The sequence below is a fragment of the Pseudomonas taiwanensis genome (assembly GCF_013393345.1).
Taxonomy (GTDB): domain Bacteria; phylum Pseudomonadota; class Gammaproteobacteria; order Pseudomonadales; family Pseudomonadaceae; genus Metapseudomonas; species Metapseudomonas resinovorans_C.
Window position 1 is genome coordinate 113905 of sequence record NZ_QJRF01000061.1, and the last position, 16449, is coordinate 130353.

Genomic DNA, 16449 nt, shown 5'->3' on the forward strand with positions numbered 1-16449 from the left:
ACGGGTCACGCCCAGCGGGGGCCAGGGCGCACAGTTCGCAAGGGAATGGCTGCTTATAATCCTGCCCTATCGGTACGGACGTACCTTTCCAGCCTGGATGCCCCATGCCACAGCAAGACAGCCTGATCGGCCCTGTCCCTGCCCGCGTCATCGAAGTCGCCCGCTCCACCGTCACACCGTTCGAAGGCAGGGTGGCGGAGTTCAACGTGGCGGCCTGGTTGCACCTGCCCGGGATGACCGATCTGCCCGTCTCGCTGCTGGTGAACTACATGGATGGCGAACAACGCCGCGAGGTCGCCGTGGATCACGGCCGGCTGAATGCCAAGGGCAAGATCCTGCTGGCCGGCATCGCCCGGATGCCTTTCAAACAGAGAATCGAGCAGATGCAGGTTCGCCTGCGCTCCGCGGTGCCGATCAAGGGATTGCTGGTGGAAGAGCTCTTCGTTCAGGCCGTGGAATTGGCCGAACCGGCCAAGAGCCAAGTTCGCGCCTGACCCGCAACTCAGCCGGGTAACGCCCGGTTGTTCTCCTGGAGCGGCTGCTCCGCACTTTCCCAATCCTCCTGCACGACTACGGGTGCCAGCGATTCCGGCCAGTGACGGAATTTCAATCCGGTCACCCGATTGAGTCCTTCCAGCGCCCGTTGCGGTGCGCGCTCGTGCAGGTGGACCAGTTTGTCGTTCTTGCTACCCATCGCTCTCATCCCCTGGCCATCGGCTGATGGCCTCTTCCCTGTCAGTGCCATAAGCATGCCAATCGCACGAGCCCGCATTCGCACGGGCCGCTGTTGCGTCCAGCAGGCGTTCCCTTGCATGTGACTGACAAATTTCGTCAGTCGTTCCCCGGCTTGAGCCACTGCGCCAGGCTGCCGCCAAACAAGGCCTGCTGCTCTTCCTGAAGCAGCTCGAGGGCCTTGCGCAACGGCGGATACCATTCCTCGTCCAGGTGCGCGGGCAACTGGGCCAGCCGTGGAAGCGGCCAGGGCATATGAACGAGTAACTGATAGAAACTGTAGCCGCCCAGATCACGGCAAAGCACCCAGGTTCCTCCGCTGGCGCGACAGACCAGATGCTGGCTTTCCAACAGTTCCAGCATCTCCAGCCATTCGTCTTCCGGCAGATGCCAACCGGCCCGCTGCACGTCGAGATGCCGCACCGGCATGCCACGCATCTGTCGGTCATGGAACACCCGCAGGATGCCCAGCAGCACCAGCAGGCGCGGCAATGCACGGCGTCGCCAGTGCCAGGGTGTCGAAAGGTTGCACACCAGCTCGGCGCCAAACAGCACGATCACCCAGGACAGATAGATCCACAGCAGGAACAACGGCACCGTGGCGAAAGCGCCATAAATCAACTGGTATCCGGGGAAGAAGCTGACATAGAGACCGAACAGCGCCTTGGCAGCCTCGAACAGCAATGCAGTGAAAACACCGCCCGCCAGCGCATGGCGTACGGGCACGCGGGCGTTGGGCACTGCAGCGTAGATCAGCGTGAAAGCGGCGATGCTGGAGAGCAGCGGCATGAAGCCCAGCAGCGTCTTGGCGCCGATCAGTGCATCCGGACCGGAGATCAGCGACAACGATGTGATGTAGGTGCTGACGGCGAAGCCCGCCCCTAGCAGCAACGGGCCGAGGCTGAGAATCGCCCAATAGAGCAGGAAGCTCGATACGCCGCGCCGTGGCTGACGCACGCGCCAGATGGTGTTGAAGGCTTTCTCGATGGTTACCAGCATCATGAACGCCGTAACCACCAGCAGGCCCACCCCGACCCATGTCAGGTGTCGGGCCTGCACCGTGAAGCCACGCAGGTATTCCTGCAGGGTTTCGCCGGTGGACGGAACGAAATTGCGGAAAATGAAGCTCTGGATCTGCTCGCCCGTCCCCTCGAAGGCCGGGATGGCCGAGAGCATGGTGAAGGTCACCGTCATCATCGGCACTACAGCGAACAGGCTGGTGTAGGTAAGGGCCGCAGCGCTGTTGGTGCCATGATCGGCAATGAACCTCTGCAGCAGGAAGCGCCAGAATTCGACGACGTCGGTAAGGCGTTGGCGCATTCCATCTCCTTGATTCAGATCGATTCGGCCAGGCTCAGCAGACCGCAAGCGCAGCGCACGGTTCAGACCGGCACCACGACGCGGTTAGAATAGCCGCCTCGACCAAGCCCATGCGACCCCCGACATGACCGAATTGACCCTTTACCACAACCCGCGCTGCTCCAAATCCCGCGGTGCCCTGGAGCTCCTGGAAGCCCGTGGCCTCGCGCCCAACATCGTGCGCTACCTGGACACCCCGCCCAGCGCCGCCGAACTGCGCGACCTGCTGGCCAAGCTGGGGCTCTCCGCCCGCCAGCTGCTGCGCACCGGCGAGGACGAGTACAAGGCCCTCGGTCTGGACGATGCCAGCCTCTCCGAAGAGCAACTGATCGCCGCCATGACCACTCATCCCAAGCTGATCGAGCGCCCCATCCTGATCGCTGGCGACAAGGCCGTGGTCGGCCGTCCGCCGGAGAAGGTCCTGGAGATCCTTCCTTGAGCGCGCCCTACATCCTGGTCCTGTACTACAGCCGACACGGTGCCACCGCCGAAATGGCCAGGCAGATCGCCCGTGGCGTCGAACTGACCGGCCTGGAGGCGCGGATTCGCACCGTGCCGGCAGTGTCCACCGAGTGCGAAGCGGTGGCCCCCGACATTCCCGCCGACGGCGCCCTCTACGCCACCCTGGACGACTTGCGCCATTGCGACGGCCTGGTCCTGGGCAGCCCCACCCGCTTCGGCAACATGGCGGCCCCGCTCAAATACTTCCTTGATGGCACCAGCAGCCTGTGGCTCACCGGCGAACTGGTTGGCAAGCCGGCGGCGGTGTTCACCTCGACCGCCAGCCTGCACGGCGGCCAGGAAACCACGCTGCTGTCCATGCTGCTGCCGCTGATGCACCACGGCATGCTGGTCACTGGTCTGCCCTACAGCGAACCGGCGCTGCTGGAAACCCGTGGCGGTGGCACCCCCTACGGCGCCAGTCACCATGCTGGCGCCGATGGCAAGCGCCCGCTGGACGAGCACGAAATCGCCCTCTGCCGCGCCCTGGGCCAACGCCTGGCGCAGACCGCCCAACGCCTGGAGACTCCGCGTGGCTAAGAAACCCAAGACACTGCCGGAACTGGCGTGGCTGACCCCGCGCATGAACGCCAGCCGCGCTGTCAGCCTGGCGAGCTTCATTGCCTTGGCCGTGCTGCTGGCGGTCAACACCCTGTTCTTCGCCGACCTGCACGGCGCCAGGACCTGGGTGGTCCTGGCCATCCTGCTGGTTCCGCTGGCGCTGCTAGCCCCCGGCATGATCCTCGGCAACGCTCGCGCCCATGCCTGGGCGTGCTTCGTGGTGAACCTCTATTTCATCCAGGGCGTACTCGCGGCCATTGACCCGGCGCGCAGCCTCTTCGGCTGGCTGGAAGCCGGTCTCAGCCTGCTGCTGTTCTGCGCCGCCCTGCTCTATACCCGCTGGCGCTTCCAGTACAACCGCAAGCTGGCTGGGGAGTGATTCCCGCACGAAAATGAAAAAGCCCGGATTCAGATCCGGGCTTTTTATTTGGGTGCATCTGGAAGCGCTGGCTACCAGCCGAAGATTTCCTTGAGGAAGGGAATGGTCAGTTTGCGCTGAGCCTGGAGCGAAGCCTGATCGAGGATATCCAGCAGGTCGAACAGCAGGTTCATGCTGCGCGGGCCGCGCGTCAGGATGAACCGCCCAACTTCGTCGGTCAGGTGCAGGCCACGGCGCGAAGCCCGCAACTGCAGCGCGCGCAGCTTGTCCTCGTCGGACAGCGCGTGCAGCTGGAACACCAGCGCCAGGGTCAGACGCGACTTCAGGTCAGGCAGCTTGATCCCCAGTTCGCGAGGCGACTTGCTCGCAGAAAGCAGCAGCTTGCGACCGGCATCGCGCAGGCGGTTGAACAGGTGGAACAGACCCTCTTCCCACTCCGGCCGTCCGGCCAGGGCATGCAGGTCGTCCAGACAGACCAGCTCACACTGCTCCAGGTTGTCGAAGACTTCCGGTCCGTAATGCACCAGTTCGTCCATGGGCAGGTAGATCGCCTGTTCGTCGTGCTGCTCGAAGCGCAGGCAGGCGGCCTGCAGCAAGTGGCTGCGCCCGGCACCTTCGCCCCCCCATAGATAGATCAGGCTTTCGGTCCAGCCGGCATCGGGCTCGCACAGGCGCTCGACATAGCCGAGTGCCGCAGCATTGGCGCCGGGATAGAAGTTGGCGAAGGTGGCGTCGTCACGCAGACGCACACTCAGGGGAAGCTGGATCGGTGTCATGCCGTACTGGAAGGGTCGTCTGGACCGCTACTCGACTGTCCGTAAAGGTCGGAAAGTTTATAGAAATCATGCGCATGGCGCAGCAAAACCATGATGATCGCTGCAACCGGCAGGGCCAGGAGCACGCCGGTGAAGCCAAACAGCTGGCCTCCGGCAAGTATCGCAAAGATAACCGCCACCGGGTGAAGGCCGATGCGATCGCCCACCAGCAGTGGCGTCAGCAGCATTCCTTCAAGCAATTGTCCCACGGTGAACACAGTTACGACGCCGAGCAGCGGATAGAGTTCGAAACCGCCGAACTGGAACAGCGCGGCGATCACCGCAGCGCCGAAGCCAACCACGAACCCCATGTAGGGCACGATGCTGGCCAGGCCCGCCAGCAAACCGATCAGCAATCCCAGATCCAGGCCAACCAGCATCAGGCCGGCCGCATAAATGATGCCCAGCGCGAGCATCACCAGCAATTGGCCGCGCAGGAAGGCTCCGAGCACTTCGTGGCATTCACCCACGAGTCCGACCACGAAAGACTCACGGTTGCGCGGCAGCAAGACACGCAGCTTGGCCACCATGAGGTCCCAGTCGCGCAGTAGATAGAAGCCCACCACGGGGATCAGCAGCAGGTTGCCGAACCACGCGAGCACGGCCAGCCCAGAGGCGGTGACGCTGGCCAGCAGGGTGCCGGCGAAATCCGTGGTCTGGCCGAGGTGGCCGCTGATCACCGCCTTGAACCTGTCGAAACGCCAGAACTCCCCGGGCAGGCCGAGCTTGACCTGAACCCAGGGCAGCGCCGTCTGCTGCAACCAGTCGATCATCTGTGGCGCCACCTCGTAGAGGCGGAAAAGCTGGCGGCCGAGCATAGGCAATATGACCAGCAGCGATGCCAGCAGGACCAACCCGAACAGGCCGAACACCAGCACGACGCCCCAGGTACGCGAAAGGCCCAGGCGCTCCTGGCGGTCCACCAGCGGGTCCCCCAGATAAGCCAGGAGCATGCCGATCAGGAACGGCGAGAGAACAGGGTGCAGCTGATACAGCAGCCACCCCAGAAGCAGAAAGCCACCCAGCCATAGCCAGCGGCGCGAATCAGTCATGTCAGGCCCTCGTCCTTGCGTAGCGATATTTCCGTCCCCAATCCCAGATGTACTGGGCCCCGCTGCATAGCGTCACCAGCATGACCAGCCAGCTCAAGGGCCAGCGCAGTGGGGCCAACGCCGGAACCAGGCTGAGTTCCAGCAACAGGCACAGCACCAGCAGCATCTGCAGCAATGTGCTCAGCTTGCCCAGCCGGCTTGGCGAGAATTCGGCAGGCCCCGCCAGCACCCGGAACAGTCCAGCACCGAGCAGGATCAGCAGGTCTCGCAGGAACACCACCAGCGTCAGCCACAACGGCAGTACCTGGGTCATGGTCAGGCAGATGAAGCTGGTCACCAGCAGCAGCTTGTCGGCCACGGGGTCGAACAGCGAGCCGAAGCGACTGGTCCAGCCGTAACGTCGGGCGAGGAAACCATCGAGGCCATCGGAACAACCCGCCACGGCGAACAACACCAACGCCTGCACATGCCGGTCGGACAGCAGAAGCCCGGCAATGGGAAGAACCAGTGCCAGGCGCAGCAGAGTCAACAGGTTGGGCAACTGGTGCATGGCATCCCCGTCACGGGTAGGCCAGAAGTTTACGCCCGCTACCAGTGGAAGCGCAGCAGGTTGTTGCGCGGTATCACCTGGGGTGCCGGCGCGGCCTGCGGATCAGCGGAAGGGGCCGGTGCGGCCGGTGCTTCGGCCGCCGACTCCTGCAGGCCGGCCAGGGACAGCTGGGCGCGGAGTTGTTCAGGACTGGCGTTGACCCGGTACTCCAGGCGGTCGCCATCCACCTTCAGCAGGCGCGCGCCAAACGGTTCCAGCAAACGAGACAGCTCGGCATAACGGGCCAGATTCGCGCCCTGCACTTCCAGTTCCAGGTTCTGCCCGGCGCCGGGAGCCACCACGAAGCGCGGCGCCAGACGCTGGCTCACCGCGGACATCACGGCATCGGCCAGCGCGGCACTGTCGGCAGCTTCGGCGGTGCCCTGTTCGCGGCTGTCACCCAGCCACAGGCGCCACTGGGCCTGCCATTTGCCATCGGCCTCGCTGGCATCCACCGCCAGCAGGGCATCCGCGCCATAGCGCTCGGACGCCTGGGTCAGTGCGCCGGGCTTGGCGGAAGTCAGTTGTTCGGGGGTCGCCAGCAGCTGCTCGTCGAGATCGGCAATCGGCAGGCGCAGCGGCAAACCGCGGTTCTGAGCGGCCTGACGCAGCGGGGTCGCGGCGTCCTGGCCGTCGCCCACCAGGTTATTGCTGCCTTCACCGGAACGATTCAACCACCAGGCCAGGATGGCCGGACGATTGGCACTCCACAGCGGGATACCGGCCTGGCGCAGGGTCCGTTCGGTCGTGACCGGATCGAAGTCGACCACCAGAGTCTGCCCTTCATAGCCGTATTGGCTGATGAGCTGCTGCGGGTCCTTGCGCACGGCCTCCAGCGCGGGGCTCTGGGCGGCCTTGGGATCGCCTGACAAGCGCACTACCAGGGTTTCCAGGGCGCGAACGAGGGCCTGGGTACGCTCCTCCGGCTGCTGTGATGCGACGGGCTCGCGAACCTGGTAGAGGTTCTCGGCCGTTTCGGCGTGGGCGGGCAAGCCCAGCAGCGTGAGGCAAAGCAGGACAGCGGAAGCGATCAGGCGCATGGGGAACTCTCTGTAGGCGAACAGATGCAGCATAGGCCGCAATCGAAGGGCTATACCTTAATCAGCCACTTCCTCCACGGCAACGCAGGCGTTTTCACACTGTTTTATCCCCGGGGCCGACCGCTGCCGATGGCCGCTACCGGGCAAGCCTGATAAAATCGCGCGCCTTCGCAAACCGGCAGCCAGACTTGCCGGTCGATCCTCGAATTTCCCCCTATAGGCCTGGATTTATGAGCAAGCAACCCTCCCTGAGCTACAAGGACGCCGGTGTAGACATCGACGCTGGTGAAGCCCTGGTCGAACGCATCAAAGGCGTGGCCAAGCGCACCGCGCGCCCGGAAGTGATGGGCGGCCTGGGTGGCTTCGGCGCCCTCTGCGAAATCCCGGCAGGCTACAAGCAGCCGGTCCTGGTGTCCGGCACCGACGGCGTCGGCACCAAGCTGCGCCTGGCGTTGAATCTGAACAAGCACGACAGCATCGGCCAGGACCTCGTGGCCATGTGCGTGAACGACCTCGTGGTCTGCGGCGCCGAGCCGCTGTTCTTCCTCGACTACTACGCCACCGGCAAGCTCAATGTTGACGTGGCCGCTACCGTGGTCACCGGCATCGGCGCCGGCTGCGAACTGGCCGGCTGCTCCCTGGTGGGCGGCGAAACTGCCGAAATGCCCGGCATGTACGAAGGCGAAGACTACGACCTGGCCGGTTTCTGTGTCGGCGTGGTAGAAAAAGCCGAGATCATCGACGGCTCCAAGGTCCGCACCGGCGACACCCTGATCGCCCTGCCCTCCTCCGGCCCGCACTCCAACGGCTACTCGCTGATCCGCAAGATCATCGAAGTCAGCGGCGTCGATATCGAGCAGGTCCAGCTCGACGGCAAGCCCCTGGCCGACCTGCTGATGGCCCCGACCCGCATCTACGTCAAGCCGCTGCTGCAGCTGATCAAGGAAACCGGCGCGGTAAAAGCCATGGCCCACATCACCGGTGGCGGCCTGCTGGACAACATTCCGCGCGTCCTGCCGGACAACGCCCAGGCCGTGATCGACGTGGCCAGCTGGCAGCGTCCGGTGGTATTCGACTGGCTGCAGGAACAAGGCAACGTCGACGAGACCGAAATGCACCGCGTGCTGAACTGCGGCGTGGGCATGGTCATCTGCGTTGCGCCGGAGCAGGCCGACGCCGCGCTCAAGGTCCTGCGTGCCGCTGGCGAACAGCCTTGGGTCATCGGTGAAATCGCTGCGGCCGCCGAAGGTGCCGAACGCGTCGTACTGAACAATCTGAAGAGCCACTGATGGTTGCACGCTGTGATGTGGTGGTGCTGATCTCCGGTTCCGGCAGCAACCTGCAGGCGCTGATCGACAGCATCACCGGCGACGACCATCCGGCACGCATCCGCGCGGTGATCTCCAACCGCGCCGATGCCTTCGGCCTGGAGCGGGCGAAGAAGGCCGGCATCGACACCGGGGTACTCGACCACAAGGCCTACGCCGACCGCGAAGCCTTCGATGCCGCCCTGATCGAAGCCATCGACGCCTACGCACCGCAACTGGTGGTGCTGGCGGGTTTCATGCGGATTCTCACGCCCGGTTTCGTGCGTCACTACCACGGACGCCTGCTGAACATTCATCCCTCGCTGTTGCCCAAGTACAAGGGATTGCACACCCACCAGCGCGCGCTGGAAGCCGGCGACTCCGAGCATGGCTGCAGCGTGCACTTCGTCACCGAAGAACTTGATGGTGGCCCTCTGGTAGTGCAGGCCCTGATCCCGGTAGAGTCGGACGACACGCCGGATAGCCTGGCCCAGCGGGTTCATGTACAGGAACACCGCATTTATCCGCTGGCCATGCGCTGGTTTGCCGAAGGCACACTGCGCCTGGGCCAGAACGGCGCCGAAATGGATGGAAAAGCGTTGCCTCCCTCGGGGCAACAATTGCGTAACTAGGAGATTCGCCAATGCGTCGTGCCTTGCTGTTGCTCCTCGCCCTCGTGACCCTGCCCAGCGTGGCGGCCGAGCTGAAACCCTTCGAGGCCAGCTACACCGCCGACTGGAAACAGCTGCCCGTCAGCGGTACTGCCGGTCGCAGCCTCAAACAGCTCGACAACGGCCGCTGGGAGCTGGACTTCGAAGCTTCCATGCTGGTCGCCAGCCTCAGCGAAGTGAGCACCTTCCGCCTCGAAAACAATGCCTTCCTGCCCCTGACCTACCGCTTCAGCCGCAGTGGTCTGGGCAAGAGCAAGCAGGTGGAGTTCGATTTCGACTGGGCCCAGAAGCAGATCATCGGCACCGACCGCGGCAATCAGGTGCGCCTGCCCCTGAACCGTGGCTTGCAGGACAAATCCACCTACCAGCTGGTGCTCCAACATGACGTCGCCGACGGCAAGAAGAGCATGAGCTACCAGGTGATCGACGGTGACGAGATCGAAACCTACGACTTCCGCGTACTGGGCGAAGAGCGTGTACCCACCAAGGCCGGCCTCGTGGAGGCGATCAAGGTCGAGCGTGTGCGTGACCCCACCCAGAGCAGCCGCAAGACCGTGCTCTGGTTCGCCAAGGACTGGGATTACCTGCTGGTCCGCCTGCATCAGGTGGAGAAGGACGGCAAGGAATACCAGATCATGCTCAAGGAGGGCACGGTGAACGGCAAGGCGGTAAAAGGCCTGCAGGAGTAACACCCTCCCTCACGAAGAACCGGGCCAAGCGCCCGGTTTTTTGTGCCCGCAGGAACCCGCCGAACCTTGGTCAGGCCCTCGATGGGCGAAACAGGCCGATACTGGAAGGAAAGCCATGGCACACGCACAGTGCCTATGCTGTTCATCCGACATGCCGCAGAGGAAACTGCCATGAACGAGGAATACTTGCCGCTTTCCTGCGACCTCTACGACTACATCGAGATCGCCTGCCTGCATCGCTACCAGTTGCACATCGAGCTGGCCGGCGGCGCGCGCCTGGACGCCCGCGCCATGACCACCCTGACGACCCCGGACAAGGAGGAGTTCCTCATCGTGCAGAACGAAGGGGGTCAGGAGCGCCTGCGGCTGGACCAGATCACGGCGATAACGCCGCTAACGGAGGGGGCGAGTTTCGGGCGGGTGTTATTGGGGAACCAGATTTGTTGAAGCGCGGCGCCAGCGCGATAGGGTAGACGCTCCGGCATCAGGACGTGGTTCTCCTCGTTCAAATGAAAAACCGGGCACAAGGCCCGGTTTCTTCACATCACCACATCAGGTCGTCCGGCACCTTGTAGGCCGCGTACGGATCATCGGCATCCGGCTCTTCGGTCTGGGTGTTGAGTAGCACCACCCGACGCGGGTCACGCTCCTGGATGCGCAGGGCGGCATCGCGGGGAATGATCTCGTAGCCGCCGCCATGGCGGACGACCGCTAGCGAGCCGCGGCTCAGCTTGTCACGCAGCATGGCGTTGACGGCGATGCGCTTGACCTTCTTCTCGTCGACGAAGTTGTAGTAGTCGTCTGTGGTCAGCTTCGGCAGGCGGGAGCTTTCGATCAGTTGCTTGATCTGCGCTGCCTTGGCCTTCTGGTCGGCCTTTTCCTGCTGCTGGCGATTCAGCTCCTGATCGCGGGCGGCCTTCTCGGCCTGGGCCTGCAAGGTGGCCTGGCGCAGGCTGTCGTCCTTCTCGACCTGGTTCTTCTTCTCCAGGCGCTGTTGTTTCTGTTGCTGCTTGCCGGCCTGTTTGACCTGCTTTTCGTTCACCAGCCCGGCTTTCAGCAGCTGGTCGCGGAGGGAAAGGCTCATAAAGGAATTCGGTCTCTCGAGTTATCAGCTAGCAGCCAAGGCTGAGTTTTTCCTGCTTCTTGGCTTCGCCCCAGAGGGCATCCAGTTCTTCCAGGGTGCAATCTTCGATGGGACGACCCGCCTCGCGCAATGCCTGTTCGATAAAACGGAAGCGACGGTCGAATTTTGCATTGGCGCCACGCAGGGCGGTTTCAGGATCGACCTTCAGGTGTCGGGCCAGATTGACCACCACGAACAACAGGTCACCCACCTCATCCGCGATGGCCTGCGGGTCGTTCTCGCTCATGGCCTCCAGCACCTCGTCCAGCTCTTCGCGGAGCTTGTCGACTACCGGCAGCGCCTCGGGCCAGTCGAAGCCCACCTGGGCCGCGCGCTTCTGCAGCTTGGCGGCGCGGCTCAGGGCCGGCAATGCCGTCGGTACGTCGTCCAGCAGTGAAAGCTGTTCGGGCGCGGCCGCCTTCTCCGCGCGCTCCTCGGCCTTGATCTCTTCCCAGCGCTGCTTGATCGCCGCCTCTTCCAGCCGGGCCATGTCCGGCGCGCCGTAAAGGTCGCCGTCGGGGAAGACGTGAGGATGACGACGGACCAGTTTGCGGGTGATGGCATCCACCACACCGGCGAATTCGAAGCGCCCCTCCTCCTTCGCCAGTTGGCTGTAATAGACCACCTGGAACAGCAGGTCACCGAGCTCGCCCGGCAGATGATCGAAGTCGCCGCGCTCGATGGCGTCCGCCACCTCGTAGGCTTCTTCGATTGTGTGCGGGACGATGCTGGCGTAGTCCTGCTTGAGGTCCCAGGGACAGCCGTATTGCGGGTCGCGCAGCCGGGCCATGAGGTGCAGCAGGTCGTTGAGTTGGTACATGAAGGAATCCTGTGGGGATCTTCCGTAGGTTGGTGCAGAGCGGAGCGAAGCCCAACATGGGCGTTGGGCCTCGCCAGCTCGGACCATCCTACGTCAGGCGGCCCGGTTACGGCGTGCTTCGATAATGTTGGGCAGTTGGGAAATCCGCGCCAACAGGCGACCCAGCGCATCCAGACCAGGAATCTCGATGGTCAGCATCATGGCGGCGGTGTTGTCTTCCTTGTTCGAGCGGGTATTCACCGCCAGCACGTTGATGCGCTCGTTGAGCAGCACCTGGGAGACGTCACGCAGCAGGCCGGAACGGTCGTAGGCGCGAATGATGATGTCCACCGGATAGGTCTGTACCGGCACCGGGCCCCAGCTCACCTGGATCATCCGCTCGGGCTCGCGGCCGGCCAATTGCAGCGCCGACGGACAGTCCTGACGGTGAATGCTGACACCACGGCCGAGGGTGATGTAGCCCACGATGGGATCGCCCGGCAGCGGCTGGCAGCAGCCGGCCATCTGCGTGAGCAGGTTGCCCACGCCCTGGATCTGCACGTCGCCGCGCTTGCCCGGCTTGTACTGGGAAGGCCGGCGCGGAATCAGCTCCAGCTGCTCGCTGTGTCCACGCTCCGGCTCCACCAGCGCCTGGGCGCAGTTGACCACATGGGCCAGGCGCAGGTCGCCCGCACCCAGCGCCGCGTGCATGTCTTCGGCGGTGCGCAGGTTGCACTTCTCGGCGAGTTTCTCGAAGTCCACCGGCGGCAATGCCAGGCGCGACAGTTCGCGCTCGAGCATCGCCTTGCCCGCTGCGACGTTCTGATCGCGGGCCTGCAGCTTGAACCAGTGGACGATCTTCGCCCGGGCACGGGAGGTGGTGATGTAGCCGAGGTTCGGGTTCAGCCAATCGCGGCTAGGCGCACCGTGCTTGCCGGTGATGATCTCCACCTGCTCGCCGGTCTGCAGTCCGTAGTTCAGCGGCACGATACGACCGTTGACCTTGGCCCCGCGGCAGTTGTGGCCGATCTCGGTGTGCACGCGGTAGGCGAAGTCCAGCGGCGTGGCGCCCTTGGGCAGGTCGATGGCGTGGCCATCCGGGGTGAAGACATAGACCCGGTCAGGCTCGATATCCACCCGCAACTGCTCGGCCAGGCCGCCGATGTCGCCCAGTTCCTCGTGCCATTCGAGCACCTGGCGCAGCCAGGCGATCTTTTCTTCGTAGTGGTCCGAACTCGATTTGACGTCCGTGCCCTTGTAGCGCCAGTGGGCGCAGACCCCGAGCTCGGCTTCCTCGTGCATGGCGTGGGTGCGGATCTGCACTTCCAGTACCTTGCCGTCCGGGCCGATCACTGCGGTGTGCAGGGAGCGGTAGCCGTTCTCCTTGGGGTTGGCGATGTAGTCGTCGAATTCCTTGGGAATGTGCCGCCAGAGGGTGTGCACGATACCGAGCGCGGTGTAGCAATCACGCACCTCGGGCACCAGCACGCGCACGGCGCGCACGTCGTAGATCTGGCTGAACTGCAGGCCCTTGCGCTGCATCTTCCGCCAGATGGAATAGATGTGCTTGGCACGACCGCTGATGTCGGCCTTGATGCCGGTGGCAGCCAGCTCTTCGCGAAGCTGCTTCATCACATCGGCGATGTACTGCTCGCGGTCGAGGCGGCGCTCATGGAGCAGCTTGGCGATCTGCTTGTACTGCTCCGGCTCCAGGTAGCGGAAGGACAGGTCCTCCAGCTCCCATTTGATGTGACCGATGCCAAGGCGGTGGGCGAGCGGCGCGTAGATATCGAACACCTCGCGGGCGACGCGATGCCGCTTTTCCTCGTCGGTGTTCTTCACTTCACGAATGGCACAGGTACGCTCGGCCAGCTTGATCAGCGCGACACGTACGTCATCGACCATGGCCACCAGCATCTTGCGCAGGTTCTCCACCTGCGCCTGGGTGCCGAGGACCATGGATTGCCGGGGATTGAGGCTGGCGCTGATGGCGGCCATGCGCAGCACGCCTTCGATCAGCTTGGCGACCACCGGACCGAAGCGTTGTTGCACGGCCTGCAGCTGGACCTTGCCTTCACGCACGCCACGGTAGATCACCGCGGCCACCAGCGACTCCTGGTCCAGCTTCAGGTCAGCGAGGATCTCGGCGATCTCCAGACCCGTCTGGAAACTCGAGTTGCCCTCCGCCCAGCTGTTCTGCGCGGCGATGGCCTGTTGTTCGGCGTCGCGGGCGAACTCGCACGCCTCCTTGAGGACCGCGCGGTCGAGCACCGGATCGAGGCTGATGACATGGTCCAGCCATGCCTCGAGGTTGATGCTGCCGTCCGTATTGACCGGCTGTTGCGCTCTCACCTGTACCATCTTGCCTACCTTCCCTACGACGTGAACCCCTCACGTCGAATTGTCGCCAGCCTCTGTCGTGCTGGTCGGATTACGCGGGCTTCCTAGCCCACCTCGAATAACGCCATGGCCTCGACATGGGCCGTTTGAGGAAACATGTCGAGAATCCCGGCCTTCTTCAGCTGGTATCCCTGCTTGACCAGTTCGGCACTGTCACGCGCCAGGGTCGACGGGTTGCAGGATACATAGACCACTCGTTGTGCGCCGGTTGCAGCGATCTGCCGAACGGCTTCGTAAGCGCCGTCCCGTGGCGGATCGAGCAACACGGCATCAAATCCCTGTCGGGCCCAGGACGCATCGGCCAGGGGGTTCGACAGGTCGGCCTGGAAGAAGTGCACATTCTCCAGGCCATTGGCAGCGGCATTGCCGCGCGCCCGTTGCACCATGGTCTCCACGCCTTCCACCGCCACCACCTCGCGCACCTGGCGCGCCAGCGGCAGGGCGAAGTTGCCGAGCCCACAGAACAGATCCAGCACCCGGTCGCCCGGCTGCGGCTTCATCCAGTCTAGCGCCTGCGCCACCATTGCCTCGTTGACCGCTTCATTCACCTGGACGAAATCGCCGGGGCGATATTCAAGCTCCAGGTTCCAGCGATCCAGGCGATAGCCCAGATGCACATCGGGCTGATCCGGCTGAGGTTCACCCTCGCCGTGCAGCCAGAGCTGCGCCTGGTACGTCGCGCAAAACTCACGCAGTCGCTGCAGGTCGGCCTCACCCAGCGGCTGGGTATGACGCAGCAGCAACGCCGATGCGGTGCCGTGGAACAGCTCCACATGCCCGAGCGCCTGGGGTTTCTCCAGGCGCCGGAGCAGCTCGGGCAATGCCCGCATCAACGGTTGCAAGGGCTGTACCAGCACCTGGCAATCCTTGATCCCGACTATCGCCTGGCTGGAAGCCGCGCGGAATCCGACTTCCAGCTGACGCGCCTTGGCATCCCAGCGCACCGCGATGCGAGCGCGGCGCCGATAACCGAATTCGGTCCCCACAAGTGGGGCCACCCATTCCTGGGGCTGAAGGTCGGCGAAACGCTCCAGCTGTTCAGCCAGCGTGCGCTGTTTCAGGGCGAGCTGTTCGGCATGGGGCAAGTGTTGCAGCGTGCAACCGCCGCACTGGCCGGCATGGGCACAAGGCGGCACCAGACGCATCGCGTTGGCCCTGAATACGCGTTCAGCACGAGCCTCCACGACCTGGCTCCGAGCAGCGAGCACACGGGCTTCCACCTCTTCCTCGGGCAGCGCACCGGATACGAACCAGGTGCGTCCTTCGACGAAAGCAATGCCGCGTCCGTCGTTGGCCAGGCGCTCGATGACCAAGCGCTGCTTCTTGCCAACCGGAACTTGCTGGCTCCGCGCTCCGCCGCTGGGCTGGAAGCGCAGGCCGGTGTTACGCCGGGACATTGGGGTCTTCGTAAATGCCAGTAGAGAGATAACGATCTCCGCGGTCGCAGATGATCGCCACCATCACGGCGTTCTCGACTTCGCGGGACAGGCGCAACATCGCGGCCACCGCACCGCCGGAGGAGACGCCGCAGAAGATGCCTTCTTCGCGGGCCAGGCGGCGCATGGTTTCTTCGGCTTCGATCTGGGCCATGTCGACCACGCGATCGACCCGGTCGGCCTGGTAGATCTTCGGCAGGTATTCCTGCGGCCAGCGGCGGATGCCGGGGATGGCCGAACCTTCCTGCGGCTGCAGGCCGACGATCTGGATATTCGGGTTCTGCTCCTTGAGGTAACGCGACACGCCCATGATGGTGCCGGTGGTGCCCATGGAGCTGACGAAATGGGTGATGGTGCCCTGGGTTTGCTGCCAGATTTCCGGACCGGTGCCGACGTAGTGGGCTTCCGGGTTGTCGCCATTGGCGAACTGGTCCAGCACCTTGCCACGGCCACCGCGCTGCAGGCTTTCGGCGAGATCGCGAGCACCTTCCATGCCCTCTTCGCGGCTTACCAGGATCAGCTCGGCGCCGTAGGCGGTCATGGCGGCCTTGCGTTCGGCGCTCATGTTGTCCGGCATGATCAGCATCATCTTGTAGCCCTTGATGGCCGCAGCCATGGCGAGGGCGATACCGGTGTTGCCGGAGGTGGCCTCGATCAGGGTATCGCCGGGCTGGATGTCACCGCGCAGTTCCGCGCGAGTGATCATCGACAGCGCCGGACGGTCCTTGACGGAACCGGCGGGGTTGTTGCCTTCGAGCTTGACCAGGAGGGTATTGCTGGTTTCGCCAGCCAGGCGCTGCAAACGCACCAGCGGGGTGTGGCCGATGCAATCGGCGATTGTGGGGTACTGCAGGGTCATGGCGGGTTTCGCAATCCAGACGCAGGGGGTGCATATGATAGCGGCAAACCGTGCAACTCCATATCGCGCGTGCGTTTCGGCTTATGGCGTGCAGCTATATATATGTAGCGGAAAGGCATTTCCCATTCCCCGGAAAG

Annotated in this window: 19 protein-coding genes; 8 read left to right on the forward strand and 11 right to left on the reverse strand. The window is 63.9% G+C overall.

What is annotated here, in order from left to right:
• Window positions 1-104 precede the first annotated feature (104 nt).
• Window positions 105-494 carry a hypothetical protein gene (locus DM872_RS14925; RefSeq protein WP_179060223.1) on the forward strand — a complete coding sequence of 130 codons (390 nt, stop codon included), beginning with the start codon at window positions 105-107 and terminating at the stop codon, window positions 492-494.
• An 8-nt stretch (window positions 495-502) separates the two neighbouring features.
• Here DM872_RS14925 and DM872_RS14930 read toward each other — a convergent pair whose 3' ends face one another.
• Window positions 503-694, reverse strand: coding sequence for a hypothetical protein (locus DM872_RS14930; RefSeq protein ID WP_179060224.1), 192 nt, complete (start codon window positions 692-694; stop codon window positions 503-505).
• A 137-nt stretch (window positions 695-831) separates the two neighbouring features.
• On the reverse strand, window positions 832-2052 hold the full coding sequence (locus DM872_RS14935; protein ID WP_179060225.1) for a YihY family inner membrane protein: 1221 nt from the start codon (window positions 2050-2052) through the stop codon (window positions 832-834).
• Between the two features lie 124 nt (window positions 2053-2176).
• On the opposite strand from DM872_RS14935, the gene arsC reads away from it, so the two are divergent.
• The 3 genes from arsC to DM872_RS14950 are packed head-to-tail and all read left to right on the forward strand — an operon-like array spanning window position 2177 to window position 3532.
• Window positions 2177-2530, forward strand: a complete 354-nt coding sequence (arsC, locus tag DM872_RS14940) for an arsenate reductase (glutaredoxin) (protein ID WP_179060226.1) — start codon at window positions 2177-2179, stop codon at window positions 2528-2530.
• The gene (gene wrbA, locus DM872_RS14945) at window positions 2527-3132 is read left to right on the forward strand and encodes an NAD(P)H:quinone oxidoreductase (protein ID WP_179060227.1); all 606 of its coding nucleotides are present in this window, start codon (window positions 2527-2529) and stop codon (window positions 3130-3132) included. The genes arsC and wrbA overlap by 4 nt, the downstream gene beginning before the upstream one ends.
• Window positions 3125-3532 (forward strand): DUF2069 domain-containing protein, encoded by a 408-nt coding sequence (locus tag DM872_RS14950; RefSeq protein WP_179060228.1) that lies wholly within the window; start codon window positions 3125-3127, stop codon window positions 3530-3532. Before wrbA ends, DM872_RS14950 begins: the two co-directional genes overlap by 8 nt.
• A gap of 71 nt (window positions 3533-3603) precedes the next feature.
• On the opposite strand, the gene hda is transcribed toward DM872_RS14950, so the two are convergent.
• The 4 genes from hda to DM872_RS14970 are packed head-to-tail and all read right to left on the reverse strand — an operon-like array spanning window position 3604 to window position 7028.
• The gene (hda, locus tag DM872_RS14955) at window positions 3604-4308 is read right to left on the reverse strand and encodes a DnaA regulatory inactivator Hda (RefSeq protein ID WP_077527748.1); all 705 of its coding nucleotides are present in this window, start codon (window positions 4306-4308) and stop codon (window positions 3604-3606) included.
• A complete protein-coding gene (locus DM872_RS14960) occupies window positions 4305-5399 on the reverse strand; it encodes an AI-2E family transporter (RefSeq protein ID WP_179060229.1) in 1095 nt (364 codons plus the stop codon). Before DM872_RS14960 ends, hda begins: the two co-directional genes overlap by 4 nt.
• 1 nt (window position 5400) lies before the next feature.
• Complete coding sequence (locus tag DM872_RS14965; protein ID WP_179060230.1) at window positions 5401-5949, reverse strand: CDP-alcohol phosphatidyltransferase family protein; 549 nt, start codon at window positions 5947-5949, stop codon at window positions 5401-5403.
• Window positions 5950-5987: 38 nt separating this feature from the next.
• Window positions 5988-7028: a DUF2066 domain-containing protein gene (locus DM872_RS14970; protein ID WP_179060552.1), complete on the reverse strand. Its 1041-nt coding sequence runs from the start codon at window positions 7026-7028 to the stop codon at window positions 5988-5990.
• Window positions 7029-7258: 230 nt separating this feature from the next.
• Here DM872_RS14970 and purM point away from each other — a divergent pair, with 230 nt between their 5' ends.
• The 4 genes from purM (at window position 7259) to DM872_RS14990 (ending at window position 10142) form a co-directional block, all read left to right on the forward strand.
• Window positions 7259-8317, forward strand: a complete 1059-nt coding sequence (purM, locus tag DM872_RS14975) for a phosphoribosylformylglycinamidine cyclo-ligase (RefSeq protein ID WP_179060231.1) — start codon at window positions 7259-7261, stop codon at window positions 8315-8317.
• The gene (gene purN, locus DM872_RS14980) at window positions 8317-8967 is read left to right on the forward strand and encodes a phosphoribosylglycinamide formyltransferase (protein ID WP_179060232.1); all 651 of its coding nucleotides are present in this window, start codon (window positions 8317-8319) and stop codon (window positions 8965-8967) included. The genes purM and purN overlap by 1 nt, the downstream gene beginning before the upstream one ends.
• Before the next feature lie 11 nt (window positions 8968-8978).
• Window positions 8979-9695, forward strand: a complete 717-nt coding sequence (locus DM872_RS14985; protein ID WP_179060233.1) for a DUF3108 domain-containing protein — start codon at window positions 8979-8981, stop codon at window positions 9693-9695.
• A 171-nt stretch (window positions 9696-9866) separates the two neighbouring features.
• The gene (locus DM872_RS14990; RefSeq protein ID WP_044873833.1) at window positions 9867-10142 is read left to right on the forward strand and encodes a Rho-binding antiterminator; all 276 of its coding nucleotides are present in this window, start codon (window positions 9867-9869) and stop codon (window positions 10140-10142) included.
• Window positions 10143-10239: 97 nt separating this feature from the next.
• Here the strand turns inward: DM872_RS14990 and DM872_RS14995 are convergent, their stop codons facing one another.
• The 5 genes from DM872_RS14995 to cysM form a co-directional block, all read right to left on the reverse strand.
• Window positions 10240-10779, reverse strand: coding sequence for a DUF2058 domain-containing protein (locus DM872_RS14995; protein ID WP_179060234.1), 540 nt, complete (start codon window positions 10777-10779; stop codon window positions 10240-10242).
• Window positions 10780-10807: 28 nt separating this feature from the next.
• On the reverse strand, window positions 10808-11638 hold the full coding sequence (mazG, locus tag DM872_RS15000) for a nucleoside triphosphate pyrophosphohydrolase (protein ID WP_179060235.1): 831 nt from the start codon (window positions 11636-11638) through the stop codon (window positions 10808-10810).
• 93 nt (window positions 11639-11731) lie between these two features.
• Window positions 11732-13978 carry a GTP diphosphokinase gene (gene relA / locus DM872_RS15005; RefSeq protein WP_179060236.1) on the reverse strand — a complete coding sequence of 749 codons (2247 nt, stop codon included), beginning with the start codon at window positions 13976-13978 and terminating at the stop codon, window positions 11732-11734.
• 83 nt (window positions 13979-14061) lie between these two features.
• Complete coding sequence (rlmD, locus tag DM872_RS15010; protein WP_179060237.1) at window positions 14062-15414, reverse strand: 23S rRNA (uracil(1939)-C(5))-methyltransferase RlmD; 1353 nt, start codon at window positions 15412-15414, stop codon at window positions 14062-14064.
• Window positions 15401-16312, reverse strand: a complete 912-nt coding sequence (gene cysM / locus DM872_RS15015) for a cysteine synthase CysM (RefSeq protein WP_077527738.1) — start codon at window positions 16310-16312, stop codon at window positions 15401-15403. The genes rlmD and cysM overlap by 14 nt, the downstream gene beginning before the upstream one ends.
• Window positions 16313-16449 lie beyond the last annotated feature (137 nt).

Bases quoted from the DNA above. Each gene is read 5' to 3' on its own strand.
- mazG (WP_179060235.1), bottom strand. From the start codon at position 11,638: ATGTACCAACTCAACGACCTGCTGCACCTCATGGCCCGGCTGCGCGAC.
- DM872_RS14960 (WP_179060229.1), bottom strand. From the start codon at position 5,399: ATGACTGATTCGCGCCGCTGGCTATGGCTGGGTGGCTTTCTGCTTCTG.
- DM872_RS14925 (WP_179060223.1), top strand. From the start codon at position 105: ATGCCACAGCAAGACAGCCTGATCGGCCCTGTCCCTGCCCGCGTCATC.
- hda (WP_077527748.1), bottom strand. From the start codon at position 4,308: ATGACACCGATCCAGCTTCCCCTGAGTGTGCGTCTGCGTGACGACGCC.
- DM872_RS14985 (WP_179060233.1), top strand. From the start codon at position 8,979: ATGCGTCGTGCCTTGCTGTTGCTCCTCGCCCTCGTGACCCTGCCCAGC.
- cysM (WP_077527738.1), bottom strand. From the start codon at position 16,312: ATGACCCTGCAGTACCCCACAATCGCCGATTGCATCGGCCACACCCCG.
- arsC (WP_179060226.1), top strand. From the start codon at position 2,177: ATGACCGAATTGACCCTTTACCACAACCCGCGCTGCTCCAAATCCCGC.
- purN (WP_179060232.1), top strand. From the start codon at position 8,317: ATGGTTGCACGCTGTGATGTGGTGGTGCTGATCTCCGGTTCCGGCAGC.
- DM872_RS14995 (WP_179060234.1), bottom strand. From the start codon at position 10,779: ATGAGCCTTTCCCTCCGCGACCAGCTGCTGAAAGCCGGGCTGGTGAAC.
- DM872_RS14990 (WP_044873833.1), top strand. From the start codon at position 9,867: ATGAACGAGGAATACTTGCCGCTTTCCTGCGACCTCTACGACTACATC.
- DM872_RS14935 (WP_179060225.1), bottom strand. From the start codon at position 2,052: ATGCGCCAACGCCTTACCGACGTCGTCGAATTCTGGCGCTTCCTGCTG.
- DM872_RS14965 (WP_179060230.1), bottom strand. From the start codon at position 5,949: ATGCACCAGTTGCCCAACCTGTTGACTCTGCTGCGCCTGGCACTGGTT.
- DM872_RS14970 (WP_179060552.1), bottom strand. From the start codon at position 7,028: ATGCGCCTGATCGCTTCCGCTGTCCTGCTTTGCCTCACGCTGCTGGGC.
- rlmD (WP_179060237.1), bottom strand. From the start codon at position 15,414: ATGTCCCGGCGTAACACCGGCCTGCGCTTCCAGCCCAGCGGCGGAGCG.
- relA (WP_179060236.1), bottom strand. From the start codon at position 13,978: ATGGTACAGGTGAGAGCGCAACAGCCGGTCAATACGGACGGCAGCATC.
- DM872_RS14930 (WP_179060224.1), bottom strand. From the start codon at position 694: ATGGGTAGCAAGAACGACAAACTGGTCCACCTGCACGAGCGCGCACCG.
- purM (WP_179060231.1), top strand. From the start codon at position 7,259: ATGAGCAAGCAACCCTCCCTGAGCTACAAGGACGCCGGTGTAGACATC.